Here is a 15,551-nt window from a genome sequence, read left to right as displayed (position 1 = left end):
GCATTGCCCAGACCACTAAGCGATCTGGGCGCGTGCGAATTTCTAAAACTCTCGTGTTTTTTGTCGTTGATCTTTTCAGCCACAAGGGGATGAACGCATGTTAGATACTGCAATCGACGTCGAGATTGATGAAGGGCAAATCGCTTTGCTCTCTATGGTAGAGCGGACACAAGCCGTCATTCATTTCACAGTGGATGGCATCATCCTTCACGCGAACCAGAATTTTCTTGCGGCGCTGGAATACAGCGCAGATGCGGTCGTTGGTGAACACCATCGCATTTTTGTCGACGCAACCTATGCCAGAAGCAATGAATATTCAAAGTTCTGGCAAGATTTGAAATCTGGCAAAACTTTCACCGACCAGTTTCCGCGCCGCACGCGCACGGGTCGTACAATCTGGATTCAGGCGACATACGCGCCGATGTTCGATGCAAACGGTGACGTCACGCGTATCGTGAAAATCGCAACCGATATCACCGCGCGTCAGGAAGCGATCAAAGCCATTGCAGACGGTCTGGAATACCTGCGCACAGGTGATTTGACACATCGCATAGAGGTCAGCGAACTGCCCGAAATGGCTATAATTGGCGATGGATTCAACCGCACGATGGACGATTGGAACGCGCTGCTTGGACGGGTCTCGACTGTGACCGGAGCAGTTCAAACCATCGAACAGACCCTTTCGGCCTCGTCGGAAGAGCTGTCAAATCGCAGCGCGTCGCAAGCGTCTGCACTGAGCCAGACCGCACAAGCTCTGAACCAGTTGAATGAAACGGTCCGCACCGCAGTAGACGAAGCACAATCCACAGACGGCATCGCCAAGGAAACTCGCGTTACAGCCGAAGGGAATGCAAAGCTGGTAGAAGACATGATGGATGCCATGGTGCTGATCCAGACATCGTCAGCGCGTATCTCAAAAATCGTCAACACGATCGAATCCATTGCGGTTCAAACCAACCTTCTCGCATTGAACGCAGCGATCGAAGCCGCGCGCGCAGGGAACGCCGGTCGTGGCTTTGCCGTTGTAGCAACGGAAGTGCGGCAGCTTGCACAACGCAGTTCGGAATCTGCCCGCGAGATCGGCGGGCTGGTCGCTGAAAGTGAGACCCATGTCTCGAACGGTGTGTCTCTGGTCAATCGGGCTGGCACGGACCTGAACAGCTTTTTCGAAGGCTTTGAAAGTCTGACCAAGACTGTGGAACGGATCGCGGACGGCATGACCACGCAATCGGCCGCGCTCTCTCAGATCACTGAGGCGGTCAGCCATATGGAACATATGACTCAAGAAAACGCTCAGATGGCTACAGAAACGACCTCTGCCTGCAAAAGGCTTGCAGACGCATCCGACGTGCTTGCCTCTGAAGTTGCGACCTTCCAAACGAACTGACCTTACTCAAACTCGCACGTCAGTCGCCCTTTGATTTGGCAGAAGGCGCAACCCATTAGTTGCGCCTTTTTCGCATCGTCCGAGCGGCAGCGTGTGATCCGAACTTAGAACGCCACGCACGACACTGGCGCACGCAAGACCGCGCTCACCCAGCAGAAAATGTCTGCATCCATCCAAGGGTCGCGTCTGTATCACCGCCTGGTTTGTATTCCGCCCCCAAGGGGCGAGACCAGCCAGCCGCAGCAATCCTCCTGAACACAAAATCGAAATTCACTTCGCCCTGATCCGGAGCCGAACGGTCTGGAACCGAGGCAAACTGGACATGGCCAATCACGGGCATCAGCGCCAGAAACCGGGTGACAATATCCCCTTCGGTGCGACCGACATGATAACAGTCGAACATTATCTTGACGCCGGGCAAATTAAGTTGACCAATCAGGTCCGCCGCCTGGCCGGTGGTCTTGAGAAAATAGCCGGGTGCATCGTGCCTGTTCAGCGGTTCGATCAAAAGCGTGATGTCATCAGGACACTGCTTTCTTGCGTAAGCCAGGTTTTCAAGAAACGTCGCCTCTGCCGTTTGCCCTTCGGAAAACCCGGCCATGACATGGATCGCTTTAGCGTCGATCGACACGGCATAGTCGATAGCCTGATCAATCGCCGCGCGGGCTTCGGCCTCGCGCCCCGGCAGTGCTGACAAACCGCTTTCCCCAGCCTTCCCGCGCACCGTGTTCAAGCCAAGCATCGACAGACCGGTTTCCTCAAGCGCCGCTTTGACACCCGAGGCCGGTGTATCGTAAGGCCAGTGGCATTCAACAGCAGCAAATCCCGCCGCCCGCGCGGAACGAATCGCGTCCGGCAATGCTCGATCCGTCCAGAGAAACCCAAGATTTGCTGAATACATCACCCTTCCCACTCCACGTCAAATTTCTGGACAACTTCCATGACCTGCGCGTCGGTCAACGCTCTGGGCATCAAGCCACGGGTCATCATCGCGAGGCGGGCCGTATCTTCGAGCTCTTCAATGGCATTGCACGCCGCCTCCAGATCGCGCCCTGCGACGACCGGGCCATGGTTGGCCAACATGACCGCAGTCCGCTTGCCCGCAAGACCCCGAACTGCCTCGCCCATGGCAGGATCACCGGGCAGGAAGAACGGTAACAGTTTAACCCTTCCCAGCTTCATCAGACCGTACGGGGTCAAAGGCGGCAGAAAGTTGTCCGAATCCACATCGGGCATCATCGAGAGCGCAACGGAATGGCATGAATGCAGATGCACAACAGCGCCAGCCGTCGAGCGCGTTTCATAAAAAGCGGAATGCAGCGGCATCTCCTTTGTAGGCGCATCACCGTCGATATGCCGACCCGACGGATCGAACCGGCTCAACCGACCCGGATCAAGGCGACCAAAGCTTGTCCCGGTTGGTGACACAAGCAGCCCTCCTTCCGGCGTGCGGGCGGAAATGTTGCCAGTACTGCCATGGGTCAGACCCCGGTCGAACAAAGACCGTGCCAACGTACAAATCTGTTCTCGAAGGCTGGTTTCAAGGGTCATATTGCGCTCAAGGCGTCTGTGAAGAAGCTCTCGGCTCCAAAATTGCCAGACTTCAGGGCCAAGGCAAGCTGATACCCGTTGCTGACGCAGAACGTCCAAGGCACACCCGGCGCGATCTCTTTGCCGATATCGAGGCGATCCACGTCCAGCGCTTTGGTCACTGCACCGGAGGTCTCTCCGCCCGCGACAATGATACGACGAGCACCGGCATCACGGGCAGCAATCGCGCAAGCCGCGAGGACCTCTTCGACTATTTCACCCGCACGGGTGCGGCCAAGTTCGTTTTGCGCCGCGCGCACCGCGTCCGGTTCAGCCGTGGCATAAATCAACGGAACGTGTTCCAGATCCTGAGCCACAAGCCAGTCGAGAATTGCCTGAGGCCCCAGTTTTGCCAAAGTCAAAGGGTCAATCCGATAAGCGGGCGCTCCGGTTGCCAGATACTGCGCGACCTGTGCGTTAGTCATAGCCGAGCAACTGCCCGAAAGAATGATACCGTCTGACGCAATCTCAGGCGGCTGGTTGGGCGCAAAGGTCGTGTCGAAGGCATCCATCGCCTTGTAGAGGGCCGGCAAGGGCATCGCCAAGGCACTGCCCCCGGTCATCAGACGCATATCGCGGCAGGCGGTTGCGATGGCATCAAGGTCTTGCTGCGCAACAGCATCGATCACGACATGCGCGATGCCTTGCTCTGAGAGCCGCGTCAATTCTGACAGTATGGCCTCCGGCCCCCGTGCGACGCAAAGCCGGTCGATGAGGCCGACGGACTTGGTAACCTGTGGTTCGAGAAGGCGCATCAGGTTCGAATCCCGCATAGGTGTCAGCGGGTGATCCTTCATCGGACTTTCTGCGAGAGGCTCGCGACCAACAAACAGGTTGCCCATGAACACCGACCGCCCGTTTTCGGGAAAAGCCGGGCAATAGACTGTTTGATGAATGCCAAGCGCCGCCATCAGTGCCTCGGAAACAGGGCCGATATTGCCATCGGGCGTGGAGTCGAAAGTCGAACAGTACTTCCAATAGAACCGTTGTGCCCCTGCGCGCTGCAACCAGTCCAAGGCTGTGCGGCACTCCGACACTGCCTCCTGTGCCGGGAGGTTTCGGACCTTCAAGGCAATCACTTCGAACGCGGCTGTGTCGGTCGGCGGTTCTGACGGAACACCAATGCGAAGGGACACTGGAACTCCGGAACGGGCCAACAGACCGGCGAGATCCGTCGCCCCGGTGAAATCGTCAGCTATGCATCCCAATATCGTCGTCATCGCAATCGCACCTTCAGAAAAACCAAAGTCATGTGTCTTCTGTCGTCCGTTTTGCTCGCGCTGCAGTGATCACCGGCAATGACAGCATTCCGACCGCACAAACAGCCAGAACAAGCGCGATGGGATGACCACTGAAGAACGCAAGAAAGCTGCCATCGGTTATGATTAAGCCCTGTCGCAGACTGATTTCGAGCGTCGGGCCGAGCACCATGCCGATCACCAAGGGGGCCATCGGCATGCCTTGCCTGCGCAAGACAAACCCAAGAATGCCAGCGCAACCCATGACCATCAGGTCAAACGGATTCCCTCGCACGAAATAAACTCCGACGCTGCACAAAAGCACGATCAAAACAAGCATATAGCCCTCTCGCAAGCGCAAGAGGGGCGCTGCCCCTTTGGCAACGATCATGCCCATCGGCAAAAGCATCAGGTTGATCACGAAAAACCCGGCGAAGATGGCGGTAATCAGGACAGGATTGTCGGTCATCAGACGAATGCCCGGCGTCACACCATGCAAGGTCAAGGTGGCAAGCATCACCGCAGTGATGGCATCGCCGGGAATCCCAAGCGCCATTGTCGGCACCAAGGCGCCGCCGGTCACGGCATTGTTGGCGGACTCTGATGCGATCAGACCGTCTGGCTCGCCTTTGCCAAAATTCTTGCGATTGGGCGAAGAGCGTTGCGCCTCGGCATACGAAATGAAGGCGGCCGTGGCGGCACCTGTCCCGGGTAGGATCCCAATGCCATTGCCAATTGCGACGGATTTGGCGAGCACCTTCCAGCGACCGCGCCACGCAGACCAAGCGGGCAAGACGATGCCGGAAAAGGACACCAGATTGGTGCTTTCTTCGTGTTTCGCTGCCGCGCGGATCAATACCTCAGACAAGGCGAAGACGCCGATCACGACTGCCAGCAGATTGAACCCCGAGATCAGCTGGAATTGACCGAAGGTGAAACGCGCCTCTCCGGTGATGGGGTCACCTCCGACACAACCAAGGAAAAGCCCGATGCTTCCCGCGATCAGGCCTTTGATCAACGACCCTTCGGAAACGGACACGATGCAGGTCAAACCCAGCAGGATCAGTGCAAAGGTTTCAATCGGACCGAAGTTCAGCGCCAGCTGCGCAAGTTGAGGTGCAGCCATGAGAAGAACGACCGCCGAGACAAGTCCACCAATTGTAGACGCGATGGTGCTCCATCCTAGGGCCAGACCTGCCTCACCCCTCTGGGCCATCGGGTAACCGTCAAGGCAAGTTGCGGCAGATTGTGGCGTTCCGGGTGTGTTAATCAGGATGGCCGAAATCGAACCGCCATAGACCGAACCAGCATACACCGCGAGCAGCATCAGAATGGCTGGAGCTTGGCTCATGGTGAGAGTGAAGGGCAGGATCATCGCAACCGCGACAGTTGATCCGATCCCCGGAAGCGCTCCGAGGATTACGCCCAGCATCGTGCCAAGCACAAGCACCCCGATCCCTTCGAAGGTGAATATCAAATCGATGGCCTGTGGCAGCAGTTCGATCATGTCAGATCCTCAGAACCACCAGGTGAACGGCGATGTGGGCAATGGCAAAACAAGCAGATGATTGAAAAGCGCCACCAGCGCAGCCGGCACTCCTACCCCGACAGCCAGTATGGCAAGTGGATTTCGCAAACCCAGAACGACCAGCGAAGTGATCGAGAAGGGTACAGCCGAGAGGAAGAACCCCAGGCGCGTCATTCCGTAAAGAAACAAGAGCGTTGCCAAACCCATGAATGACACTCGCATCAATCGCGGATGATCCGAGCTTGAACTGCGTCGCAATTCGGAAACCACATCAAGCGCGGCCACCGCGACCCAGAACCCGAGTACGATCTGGGGAAAGAACATCGGGCTGAATGCACCAAGACCGGAATAGGCCTGCCCGAAAGTCTGCGACAAAAGCGCAGCCGCGATCAGAAGCACGATCAAGGAAGTGACCCGCCGTTCTGTCACTGCACCCATTTGCCTTACCTTCACAGCTGGTTTGAAAATGCCGGGGGCCGAACCAGCCGACCCCCGGAAAGACCTCAGAGACCTGCGGCCTCAATGATCGCCGTGTTTCCATCATACTGTGCACGATAGAACGCATCGAACTCGGCTGAGTCCCGATATTTGAGCGTGGTCTGGGTATCCGCCGCGAATGCCGCAAACCCGTCGGATGCAACGGCTGTACCGCAGGCATCGGACAGCTTTTGCACGACATCGGCAGGCGTTTCCGCTGGTGCGAACAAACCACCCCAGAGATACAGCTCGTTCAGCGGCGGCGCGATGCCCACCTCGGTGGCTGTCGGAACATCTGGATAGGCCGCAGACCGCTCATCTGCAAAGATCACCAACGGGGTGAAGTCACCGCGCTGCATCAGGATCTCTGTATCGCCAAAGAACTGGATCGTACCGGCAGCCATCGCCTGCAAAGCTGGACCCGAGCCCTGAAACGGAAGATGCTTGATCTTGTCAATCACGCCCAATCCCTCGAACGCAGCCACCGTTGTGAGATGCGTCATGGCGCCCGGACCCGATGATCCAAACAGGTACTTTCCGGGTTCGGCTTCGATCGCAGCTTTGGCATCCTCGATCGTTTCAATGCCGTTGCCCTTATTCGTGAACAGCATGGTGGGGGATGCGGCGACCGAACAAATGGGCTCCCAACTGTCGATGCCGTAGGGCACATCCTTGATCTGCGGCTGCACCGTGGCAACTGTGACAGACCAATAGCCAAGCTGATACCCGGAGGGACGCTGTCCCGCCAAAGCAGCGGCAGCCACAGTGCCAGATCCGCCTGCCATGTTCGACACGAACACGTCACCGCCAACAGCTTCGGCAAAATGAGCTGCAAAACCGCGCACCAACAAGTCAGTGCCCCCACCGGCATTGAATGGCACCACTATGTTGATGGGTCGTTCCGGAAATTCCTGCGCAGCGACGGGTGCCGCAGCCAAGAAAGTCAAAGCCAACGCATTGACGATTTTTGTAGTCAGTTTCATGTCAGTCCTCCCGATTGATCTTTCAGTGACTCAAGCCACAGCACGGCGTGTGCCCCAGCTCAGTCTTGTTTGTTTGGCAGCGTCACACCGGCATTTTCTGCGTAAACCTTGGTGACGGCAGCATCATCTTCCGCGCCGAGACCCATCTCGACGGCAGCCGTGTATTGCGACAGAGCGGCACGGGCGATTGGGGCATCAAAGCCGACGGATGACGCGACTTCCAAAACGATGCCTAGGTCCTTGGGCCAGATGTTGATTTGGCTTTTGGGGCTGTAATCACCAGCCACCACATGCGGTGCGCGATTTTCAAGCATCCAACTTGATCCGGCACATTTACTGATGACGTTCAGGAACTGATCCGGGGCAATCCCCTGAGTCATTCCGAATGTCAGCGCTTCGGCCATGGTTGCGATATGAACGCCTGCCAAGAGCTGGTTGACCGCCTTCATGGCCGAACCCGGGCCTGCCGTTGCCCCGAGTGTGAACACAGTTTCAGCGCAAGCATCCAGAACCGGCGCGGCCGCGTCAAACGCCGTTGCGGTTCCCGACGCCATGATCGTCAACTTGCCCTGTGAAGCCTTCACCGCACCGCCTGAAATCGGCGCATCAAGGTAATGTACGCCGTGGTCTGTGCACCGAGCCTCCATCCTGCAGGCAAATTCCGGAGCAACGGTGACACAGGAAAGGACAATAGCCCCGGACGACAAGGTCGGCACAATGCCTTCATCTCCGAACAGAACGGCTTCGGCTTGCGCCGCGTTCAGGACAACCACGACCACAGCATCCAAATCGCGCGGCAAGTTGCCTGGCTCACCTCCCTCGGCCTTAAGGCGGTCAACAGCTTCAGGATTTATGTCCACACCCCATACCTGATGCCCCGCGCGCAGACAGGAAAGTGCCATCCCGTATCCCATGGAGCCAAGCCCAACGACGGCCGTCTTCAAGACGCGTGTCATGGTGTTCCCCCCTGACCACCAAACGGCCCTCAACAAAGCGGGCGCATATGTTTACGTAAACATCAGGCTTTTTTATCAGTGTTTACGTAAACACTTGTCAAGAACATTCTTTTCAGTTCAATTTAAACCCATAAGAATATGGCCGTCAGGAGGCCGGTGCAGTGACAGGCAAAGTCGATTCGCGACCAACAATGGACGACGTCGCGATCGAGGCTGGCGTGAGCCAGATGACCGTGTCACGTGTAATGCGCGGAACCGGCCAAACATCAGAGCAAGTCCGCCACCGCGTTGAACAAGCCGCGCGCAAATTGGGGTACGTCCCAAACCGGCTTGCCACTTCGCTCCGGGACGAAACCACCCCTTTGATCGCGGTCGTTCTGCCGACGCTTGGGAACCGCGTGTTTTCGGAAGTTCTGGATGGCATCACCGCCACTCTGTCTGGCCGTGGCTTGCAGCCGGTGTTCGGCGTAACGGAATATTCTGAAGCCACAGAAGAGGAACTTGTCCGCGATCTGCTGTCATGGCGCCCGCAAGGTATAATCCTGCCGGGACTGGAACACTCCGACGCAACACGCATTGCCATCCGCGCGGCAGGGGTTCGCGTTGTCGAAGTGATGGACATTGATGGCGATCCGATCTCCATCGCGTTTGGGCTGTCACAGTATGCAGCGGGTCAGGCAACTGCTCGATATATGTTAACAAAGGGTTATCGTCGCTTCGGCTATATCGGCAGTCAGGGCGCCCGCGACTTGCGGGCAGTCAAACGCTTCAATGGCTTCCGGGACGCTGTCCGCGACAGCGGTGGACAGATTTTGGTCGAGCATGTCTCGGACGGCCCCTCGTCGATGATTGAGGGGCGTCGCGCCACCGCGACAGTCTTATCCGCGCCCGACAGACCGGAAGCGATCTATTATTCGAATGATGATCTGGCGGCAGGCGGTATTATGCATTGCCTGAGCCACGGGGTGACAATGCCGACAGACGTGGCACTTGCTGGCTTCAACGGGTTGCCATTCCTCGAAGCATTGCCCATTCAACTTACAACGGTGGAAACTCCCCGGCTCGAGATGGGAATCCGCGCTGCCCAGCATTTGATTGACGACCACGACACGTCAGAAGTGCCACGCGTCATTGATCTTGGATTTCACCTGATCCCCGGACAGACGAGCTAAGCAGCTCTCGCCGTCTTGGCGGGTTCGCAGTCCATACATCCATCCGGATCCCATCGGCCTGCGCCACTGCCAAAAAAGAATGCCGCGCCCATGGGCGCGACATGTCAATTAAAACGCTGAACTTTGCTTGGTCAGCTCTACCGTGAGCAAAACACGCCCCCTCAATTGGGCGACCATCCAGTACACATCAAACTGCGGCTTTACCCGACAACGACGCTCAATGAGCCCAACCCGTCGATCGACAGTTCCATCTTGTCACCTTTGACGACCGGACCCACGCCAGACGGGGTACCCGAGAGAATGACGTCACCGGGGGCAAGTTCAAAATACTCGGACAAGTACGAGATCATTTCAGGCACTTTCCAGATCATCTGGTTCAAGTCACCTTCCTGACGCACCTCATCGTTGACCTTGAGTTCAACTCGACCCTGATCGAGATGCCCCACTTTTTCCACCGTGTGAATCGGTCCACAGGGCGCGGACTGCTCGAACGCCTTACCGATCTCCCAAGGGCGTCCAGCCTTCTTGGCGATTCCTTGCAGGTCACGCCGTGTCATATCAAGCGCTAGGCCGTAGCCGAACACATGGTCCAGGGCCGAGGAAACCGGGATGTTTGTTCCGCCCGTTTTCAACGCCACAAGCATCTCTGCCTCGTGGTGCACATCCGACGTGTGCGGCGGGTACGGGAAGGTGTCAGACGTGGTCAGATTGTTAGGGTTTTTCTGAAAGAAAAACGGATCTTCCCGATCCGGATCATGACCCATCTCAATGGCGTGCGCCGCGTAGTTGCGACCGATGCAGTAAATCCGGCGGACCGGGAACAACGTATCCTGCCCGGCCACGGGAAGTGCCACGACAGGCGGTGTTTCGATTGCGTATTGGGTCATGCAGTTCTCCGGAATTTTTATTGGCTTAGGGTGGATTAGCTCAGCGCGATACGTAAATCAATTCTCGACCAACTCTTGAATTGCAAGAAAAATCATTGATTGATCGCCCAATTTAGGCTTAGCCTCGTGTCAAACCGCCGCCATTGGCGGAAATTGGTTGACCAATATGAGGGCCAATTCATGCTGATGAACTCTGTCACGGTGGATACAGATGACGTGGTGTCAAAGCTGCGGTCCTATATCGCCGAGGGCGGGTATAAGCCCGGGGACCGGCTCGAATCAGAGCGTGATCTTATCGTGCGACTGGATGTGACCCGCGCACGCTTGCGCAAAGCTCTGGACACTCTGGAACATGAAGGCGCGATCTGGCGGCATGTCGGCAAAGGCACGTTTATCGCATCGCCAAATGTCACGTCTGGCCCCAGCAATCTTAAGCTGCTCAGCCAGCAAGTCACGCCTGTGCAGCTGATGCGCGCCCGCCTGTCGCTGGAGCCTGCCATCGCACGTGAAACTGCCCTGCACGCGTCGGAAGAGGCTGTTCGACACTTGAAGCACTCCCGCGACTTGGCAACCGAAGCGCCGAACTGGGACGAGTACGAGGCGCAAGATGACAATTTCCACCGTGTTCTGGCCGAAGCCACGGACAACGTGCTTTTGCTGTCGCTGTTTGACCACTTGAACGCGGTACGGCGTGCTGTGGCTTGGAACATGGTGGTCCGCAGTTCCGACAGACCTTCGCGCACCCATTCGAGCTTCGCTGAACATGACGCCATCGTGGCAGCCATCGAAGCACGCGATCCAAAGGCGGCCCAAGATGCCATGCGCGCGCATCTTGGTTCAGTCTCCGCACGCCTGTTCGGGGAGGTTTGACAGAAAGAAGCACAAACCGCGGGGCACCAAGCACAACAACGCCCGCAAAGACGACGATCAACACGATCTCAGGGAGGAGACACATGTTTCGTTTTATCAAGGCAGCCGCAGTCGCGGCCCTCGTACTGCCCGCAGCCATCGGCCTTAGCGCCGGTCCGGCACAGGCCGAGAAAATCCGTATCGCTCTTGCGGAAACCCCATCCGATGAACTCGCAGCGTTCTTCGTCGCACTGGACCGGGCCAAGGCGAATGGCTTGGATTATGAATGGACGGCGTTCTCGGACGAAGAGCTGGCGATCCAATCTGTACTGAGCGGTCAGATGGATATCGGTTTCGGCACGCCCTACGCAGCCATGCAGCGCTCCAAAGCGCCGCTGCGGATCATCTTTCAGCTGTCAAAGCTCAAGTTCTTTCCAGTGACGACCCAGAAATACAATTCGCTGGAAGACATGAACGGTGAGCCGATCCTGCTGCACTCGCGAGGTGGTGGCACCGACTCGATTGCAAACGTGATCGAAGAACGGGTTGGTATTACCTTCGGCGAACGGTCCTATGTTCCCGGTTCGTCAAATCGGGTCGCCGCCCTTCTGGGCGGACGCGCAGATGCCACCATCATCGACCTGTCCAACAAGAACAAATTGATGCGCAGTGCTGCGGGTGCCGACTTCAATGTTCTCGAAATGTTTGAAGTCGATGCGAGCGATGAGGCCCTGTTTGGCAACCTGAACTGGATTCAGGAAAACGAAGAAGACGTGTCGATCTTTGTGAACGCCCTGGTCAGCGTCTGGCAGGACATGGCCAAAGACCCGACGATCATCCGTCGCGAAACCAACCCCGACGGACCCATTGGTCAACTCCCGGCAGAAATCCTCGCAGAACTCGACGGGTTCTATGCGGATGCGGTCGAAGGTGGACTTTATGATCCAAACGGTGGCGGTCGCAAAGCCGCGCAGGCCGATATGGAGTGGTACTCTGCTGCAGGCCAGCTCGAAGGCACACCGGACGAGTTGAACATCGAAGACTTCTGGTATCTCGCCCCACTTGACGCCGCGATGAACTAAGCTTTTTGCACTGCCGCTGCGCGGGATGCCCGCGCAGCGACTTTTTCTCATTGCAGTCCGAAAGATACCGCCACATGCCAAACCGCGCCCTGCTTCTCAAACTGCTTTCTGCCGTGATCCTGTTCGGCGCGTGGGAAATCGCGGGCCGTGTGCCCGTCAGTTTCGCATTCCCGACCTTTCTCGAATCCATGAGCGCGCTGCTGTCGATGACGCTTGATGGCACAATCTTCGATGCCTACGCCGAAACGCTGAAACCGCTAGCTATTGGGGTCGCCATATCGGCAGTCCTTGGCATCGCCATCGGTCTCTGGGTCGGGTTAAGCAAGACATTCGACTGGCTGTTCTCGCCGATCTTCATCGTGATGCAGGCGGCCCCTTTGGCAGCGCTGATCCCGTTGTTGGTTTTGGCCTACGGCATCGGTCTGACGTCCAAGGTGCTGGTCGTCTGCATCATGGCGATGCCTGTAATCGTGCTGAACACCAGCGGTGCGGTTCGCAACACGCCTGAATCTTTCAAGGAAATGGGACGGTCATTCCTCGCATCCGAAACGTCCATCATCCTGCGCATCATTATTCCCGCCGCGTCGCCGGTGATCTTTGCCGGTTTGCGGTTGGGCATTTCCGCCGGTTTCATCGGCGCGATCCTGTCCGAGCTGAAAATCACACCCACGGGCGTTGGGGACATCATCACCTACAGCCGCTCTATCGCGGACTACCCCAGTATGTACGCCGCCATCTTCTCGATCATCCTGCTCGCGGTTCTGTTCCTGAACCTGCTCGAAAAGATCGAGGTCACTCTCTTCAAAGGAAATCAACGTGGCTATGTCTCAGATTAAGGAACCGCTTGCGCCGACACCGGCTGCCGAGTTCGAAAGTGCGGTTTCCGCCCGAAATATCTCGAAGAACTACGGTGACGTGCAAGCGCTTCAGAATATGTCGCTTGAGTTTCCGCGCGGGCAGTTGACGTCGCTTTTGGGCCCGTCTGGCTGCGGCAAGACCACGTTGCTCAAGATCATTGCGGGCCTGCTGGAACCGACCTCAGGTGAAGTCGAAGTGAACGGCAAACGCGTCACCGGCCCTGGTCCCGACCGCGCCTTCGTGTTCCAGGATTTCGCGCTACTGCCTTGGGCGACTGTTCTGCGCAACGTGGCATTCGGGCTTGAGATGCGCGGTGTCGCTGCATCCGAGCGCGAAGCGCGCGCCGAGAAATACATTAAAGAAGTCGGCCTTGCCGGGTTCGAACACAGCTATCCGCACGAACTGTCCGGCGGCATGCGTCAACGCGTGGGCCTTGCCCGTGCCCTGGCCGTGGATGCACAAGTGTTGCTGATGGACGAGCCGTTCTCGGCCGTTGACGAACAGACTCGCCGCAAGTTTCAGGAAGACCTGCTGCAACTTGTGCAGAATGAAAACAAGACCTTCATCTTCGTGACCCATTCGATCGAAGAAGCGGTCTATGTATCCGACCAGATCGCCATCCTCTTGCCGCGCCCCAGCCGCGTGTCCGAGATCATCCGCCCGTCCAGCTTCCGGAACAAAGGCGTCGACAACATTCGCCGCGACCCGGAATACCTCGATATCGTAGATGAGATCTGGGCGTCGCTCAGAACCTACGTGGAATGAGGCGGGCATCATGACACTGTTCGGATACCGCCTTCCTGGAATGTCGTCACTTCTGCTCTGGGGTCTCTTGTGGGAGATCGTGGGTCAGGCCGGGCTGACATTCTTCATACCACCGCTGAGCGAAGTTCTTGGCACGCTGTTCGAAATCCTTGGAACTGCAGCGTTTCAGAAAGCGCTGTTCGAGACCGCCTACGCGTTTCTCGCGGGTGTGTTTTTTGCCATCGTGATCGGCATCCCCACAGGTATCCTCATGGGCAAGAGCCGCCTTCTGGACGAATTGCTCCTGCCTTGGGTCAACGTGTTCCTGAGCGCACCACTGACCGCGCTGGTGCCGGTTCTGATGGTGCTGTTCGGCTTCGGCATGAAGTCCATCATCATCACCACGACGCTGTTTGCGATCTGGATCATCATCCTCAACTCGCGCGCCGGGGTCCGTCAGATCAACCGGTCGCTGGTGGAAATGGCGCACAGCTTTGGCGCGTCGCCAACAGATGCGTTCTTCAAGATCTACTTCTGGGCAGCCCTTCCCGAAATCCTCGGCGGTGTACGCATTGGCGTCATCCGGGCAGTCAAAGGTGTGATCATCGGGCAATTGCTGATCTCAATCGTGGGCTTTGGTGCGTTGTTCGAACTTTATTCGGCCAACTTCCTGATGGGACACTTCTGGGCGGTCTTGATCGTGCTTTTCGCGCTGGCGTTCACGATATCGGAATTCCTCGCGTACCTTGAACGGCGCGTCTCCTACTACGCGGCCAAGCGGTGATCGGCATGGAGGCAACAAACGCGTGAGCCATCTGACCCTGACACTGGCAACATGGGACCATGATCGCGTGATGGCATTGCATGACGGGCGCGTCACGGTGCCCGGCGTCATGCTCGAAAGCCATATTCACCCGACCTCCAAACTTTTCCCCTGGGCGGTTCAAGAGGCGCGGTTTGACATCACCGAGATGTCGGTATCCAGCTACGTTTTGCAACTGTCGCGTGGCGGGTCGGATTACACGGCAATCCCTGCCTTTGTCAGCCGGGCGTTCCGACACAGCGGGTTCTTTGCCCGCGCTGGTTCCGGAATCGATAGCCCGGCTGATTTCGCGGGTCGCAAGATTGGCGTGCCGGAATACCAAATGACCGCCGCTCTTTGGATGCGGGGCATTCTGGCGGATGAATACGGCGTCGCTTGCGACGACATTCATTGGCGTACAGGCGCACTGGACGAAGGCGTGCGGCGCGAACGGCTGGAACTGGCGCTGCCCAAAGGCATGGTGGTCGAACCGATCACAGAAGGTGACACACTTCAGGACATGCTCTTGCGCGGTGAGATTGACGGGCTTTTGGCCCCCAAACCACCGCAGGCGTTTCTGGAAGGAAATCCAGATCTCGTACGCCTGATCCCTGACTTCGAGACGGCAGAACAGGCCTATCACGCCAAAACCGGATTCTTTCCCATCATGCACCTGATCGGCATCCGCAAAAGCGTGGCCGAACAATACCCAGACCTGCCGCGCGCGCTCTATGATGCGTTCGTGCAATCCCGCGACCTCGCGATGGCGCAGCTCCGGTCCATCTGGCTGGGGAACGCGAACCGGATGACTCTGCCTTGGCTCAATTCCGCGATGGAACGGACGCTGGCCAGCATGGGGCCGGATTATTGGAGCTATGGCTGCACCGCCAACATGGACGAGATCAACGCGATCTGCCGCTATTCGCTGGATCAGCACCTCGCAGCAGGTCCGGTCGCGCCGCAATCCCTGTTCCACCCTTCGGTTCTGGACGCCTGAG

At 57.4% G+C, this 15,551-nt stretch carries 16 protein-coding genes; 8 read left to right on the top strand and 8 right to left on the bottom strand.

Translation table 11 applies throughout. The features are described from left to right. The first annotated feature begins 97 nt into the window (after positions 1-97). Positions 98-1,387 (top strand): methyl-accepting chemotaxis protein, encoded by a 1,290-nt coding sequence (locus MCRY_RS00945; RefSeq protein WP_085627583.1) that lies wholly within the window; start codon positions 98-100, stop codon positions 1,385-1,387. A 145-nt stretch (positions 1,388-1,532) separates the two neighbouring features. Here MCRY_RS00945 and MCRY_RS00940 read toward each other — a convergent pair whose 3' ends face one another. From MCRY_RS00940 to ltnD, 7 genes are all read right to left on the bottom strand, one after another. Then, positions 1,533-2,291 carry a hydroxypyruvate isomerase family protein gene (locus MCRY_RS00940; protein WP_085627582.1) on the bottom strand — a complete coding sequence of 253 codons (759 nt, stop codon included), beginning with the start codon at positions 2,289-2,291 and terminating at the stop codon, positions 1,533-1,535. Next, positions 2,288-2,938 carry a 3-oxo-tetronate 4-phosphate decarboxylase gene (gene otnC, locus MCRY_RS00935; RefSeq protein WP_085627581.1) on the bottom strand — a complete coding sequence of 217 codons (651 nt, stop codon included), beginning with the start codon at positions 2,936-2,938 and terminating at the stop codon, positions 2,288-2,290. Before otnC ends, MCRY_RS00940 begins: the two co-directional genes overlap by 4 nt. Continuing rightward, positions 2,935-4,197: a 3-oxo-tetronate kinase gene (gene otnK, locus MCRY_RS00930; RefSeq protein ID WP_085627580.1), complete on the bottom strand. Its 1,263-nt coding sequence runs from the start codon at positions 4,195-4,197 to the stop codon at positions 2,935-2,937. Before otnK ends, otnC begins: the two co-directional genes overlap by 4 nt. A 28-nt stretch (positions 4,198-4,225) precedes the next feature. Further along, complete coding sequence (locus MCRY_RS00925) at positions 4,226-5,722, bottom strand: tripartite tricarboxylate transporter permease (RefSeq protein WP_085627579.1); 1,497 nt, start codon at positions 5,720-5,722, stop codon at positions 4,226-4,228. A 9-nt stretch (positions 5,723-5,731) separates the two neighbouring features. Beyond that, positions 5,732-6,181 carry a tripartite tricarboxylate transporter TctB family protein gene (locus tag MCRY_RS00920; protein ID WP_085627578.1) on the bottom strand — a complete coding sequence of 150 codons (450 nt, stop codon included), beginning with the start codon at positions 6,179-6,181 and terminating at the stop codon, positions 5,732-5,734. Positions 6,182-6,246: 65 nt separating this feature from the next. Continuing rightward, on the bottom strand, positions 6,247-7,203 hold the full coding sequence (locus MCRY_RS00915) for a tripartite tricarboxylate transporter substrate binding protein (protein WP_085627577.1): 957 nt from the start codon (positions 7,201-7,203) through the stop codon (positions 6,247-6,249). A gap of 59 nt (positions 7,204-7,262) precedes the next feature. Beyond that, positions 7,263-8,159 (bottom strand): L-threonate dehydrogenase, encoded by an 897-nt coding sequence (gene ltnD, locus MCRY_RS00910; RefSeq protein WP_085627576.1) that lies wholly within the window; start codon positions 8,157-8,159, stop codon positions 7,263-7,265. 191 nt (positions 8,160-8,350) lie between these two features. Here ltnD and MCRY_RS00905 point away from each other — a divergent pair, with 191 nt between their 5' ends. Continuing rightward, positions 8,351-9,331: a LacI family DNA-binding transcriptional regulator gene (locus tag MCRY_RS00905; RefSeq protein WP_085627575.1), complete on the top strand. Its 981-nt coding sequence runs from the start codon at positions 8,351-8,353 to the stop codon at positions 9,329-9,331. Positions 9,332-9,531: 200 nt separating this feature from the next. On the opposite strand, the gene MCRY_RS00900 is transcribed toward MCRY_RS00905, so the two are convergent. After that, positions 9,532-10,218 carry a fumarylacetoacetate hydrolase family protein gene (locus tag MCRY_RS00900; protein ID WP_085627574.1) on the bottom strand — a complete coding sequence of 229 codons (687 nt, stop codon included), beginning with the start codon at positions 10,216-10,218 and terminating at the stop codon, positions 9,532-9,534. 180 nt (positions 10,219-10,398) lie between these two features. Here MCRY_RS00900 and MCRY_RS00895 point away from each other — a divergent pair, with 180 nt between their 5' ends. From MCRY_RS00895 to MCRY_RS00870, 6 genes are all read left to right on the top strand, one after another. Then, positions 10,399-11,088: a FadR/GntR family transcriptional regulator gene (locus MCRY_RS00895; protein ID WP_085627573.1), complete on the top strand. Its 690-nt coding sequence runs from the start codon at positions 10,399-10,401 to the stop codon at positions 11,086-11,088. An 83-nt stretch (positions 11,089-11,171) separates the two neighbouring features. Then, positions 11,172-12,149 (top strand): ABC transporter substrate-binding protein, encoded by a 978-nt coding sequence (locus tag MCRY_RS00890; RefSeq protein ID WP_085627572.1) that lies wholly within the window; start codon positions 11,172-11,174, stop codon positions 12,147-12,149. Positions 12,150-12,223: 74 nt separating this feature from the next. After that, on the top strand, positions 12,224-12,985 hold the full coding sequence (locus tag MCRY_RS00885; protein ID WP_085627571.1) for an ABC transporter permease: 762 nt from the start codon (positions 12,224-12,226) through the stop codon (positions 12,983-12,985). Then, the gene (locus MCRY_RS00880) at positions 12,972-13,772 is read left to right on the top strand and encodes an ABC transporter ATP-binding protein (RefSeq protein ID WP_085627570.1); all 801 of its coding nucleotides are present in this window, start codon (positions 12,972-12,974) and stop codon (positions 13,770-13,772) included. The genes MCRY_RS00885 and MCRY_RS00880 overlap by 14 nt, the downstream gene beginning before the upstream one ends. Before the next feature lie 10 nt (positions 13,773-13,782). Further along, positions 13,783-14,535 (top strand): ABC transporter permease, encoded by a 753-nt coding sequence (locus tag MCRY_RS00875; protein WP_085627569.1) that lies wholly within the window; start codon positions 13,783-13,785, stop codon positions 14,533-14,535. Positions 14,536-14,557: 22 nt separating this feature from the next. Then, complete coding sequence (locus MCRY_RS00870; protein WP_203276012.1) at positions 14,558-15,550, top strand: substrate-binding domain-containing protein; 993 nt, start codon at positions 14,558-14,560, stop codon at positions 15,548-15,550. Position 15,551: the final 1 nt, after the last annotated feature.

Origin of the sequence: Marivita cryptomonadis (assembly GCF_002115725.1) — a bacterium.
Taxonomy (GTDB): domain Bacteria; phylum Pseudomonadota; class Alphaproteobacteria; order Rhodobacterales; family Rhodobacteraceae; genus Marivita; species Marivita cryptomonadis.
The sequence above is the reverse complement of the archived record's forward strand: the minus strand, read 5'-3'. Positions and strand labels throughout refer to the sequence as shown.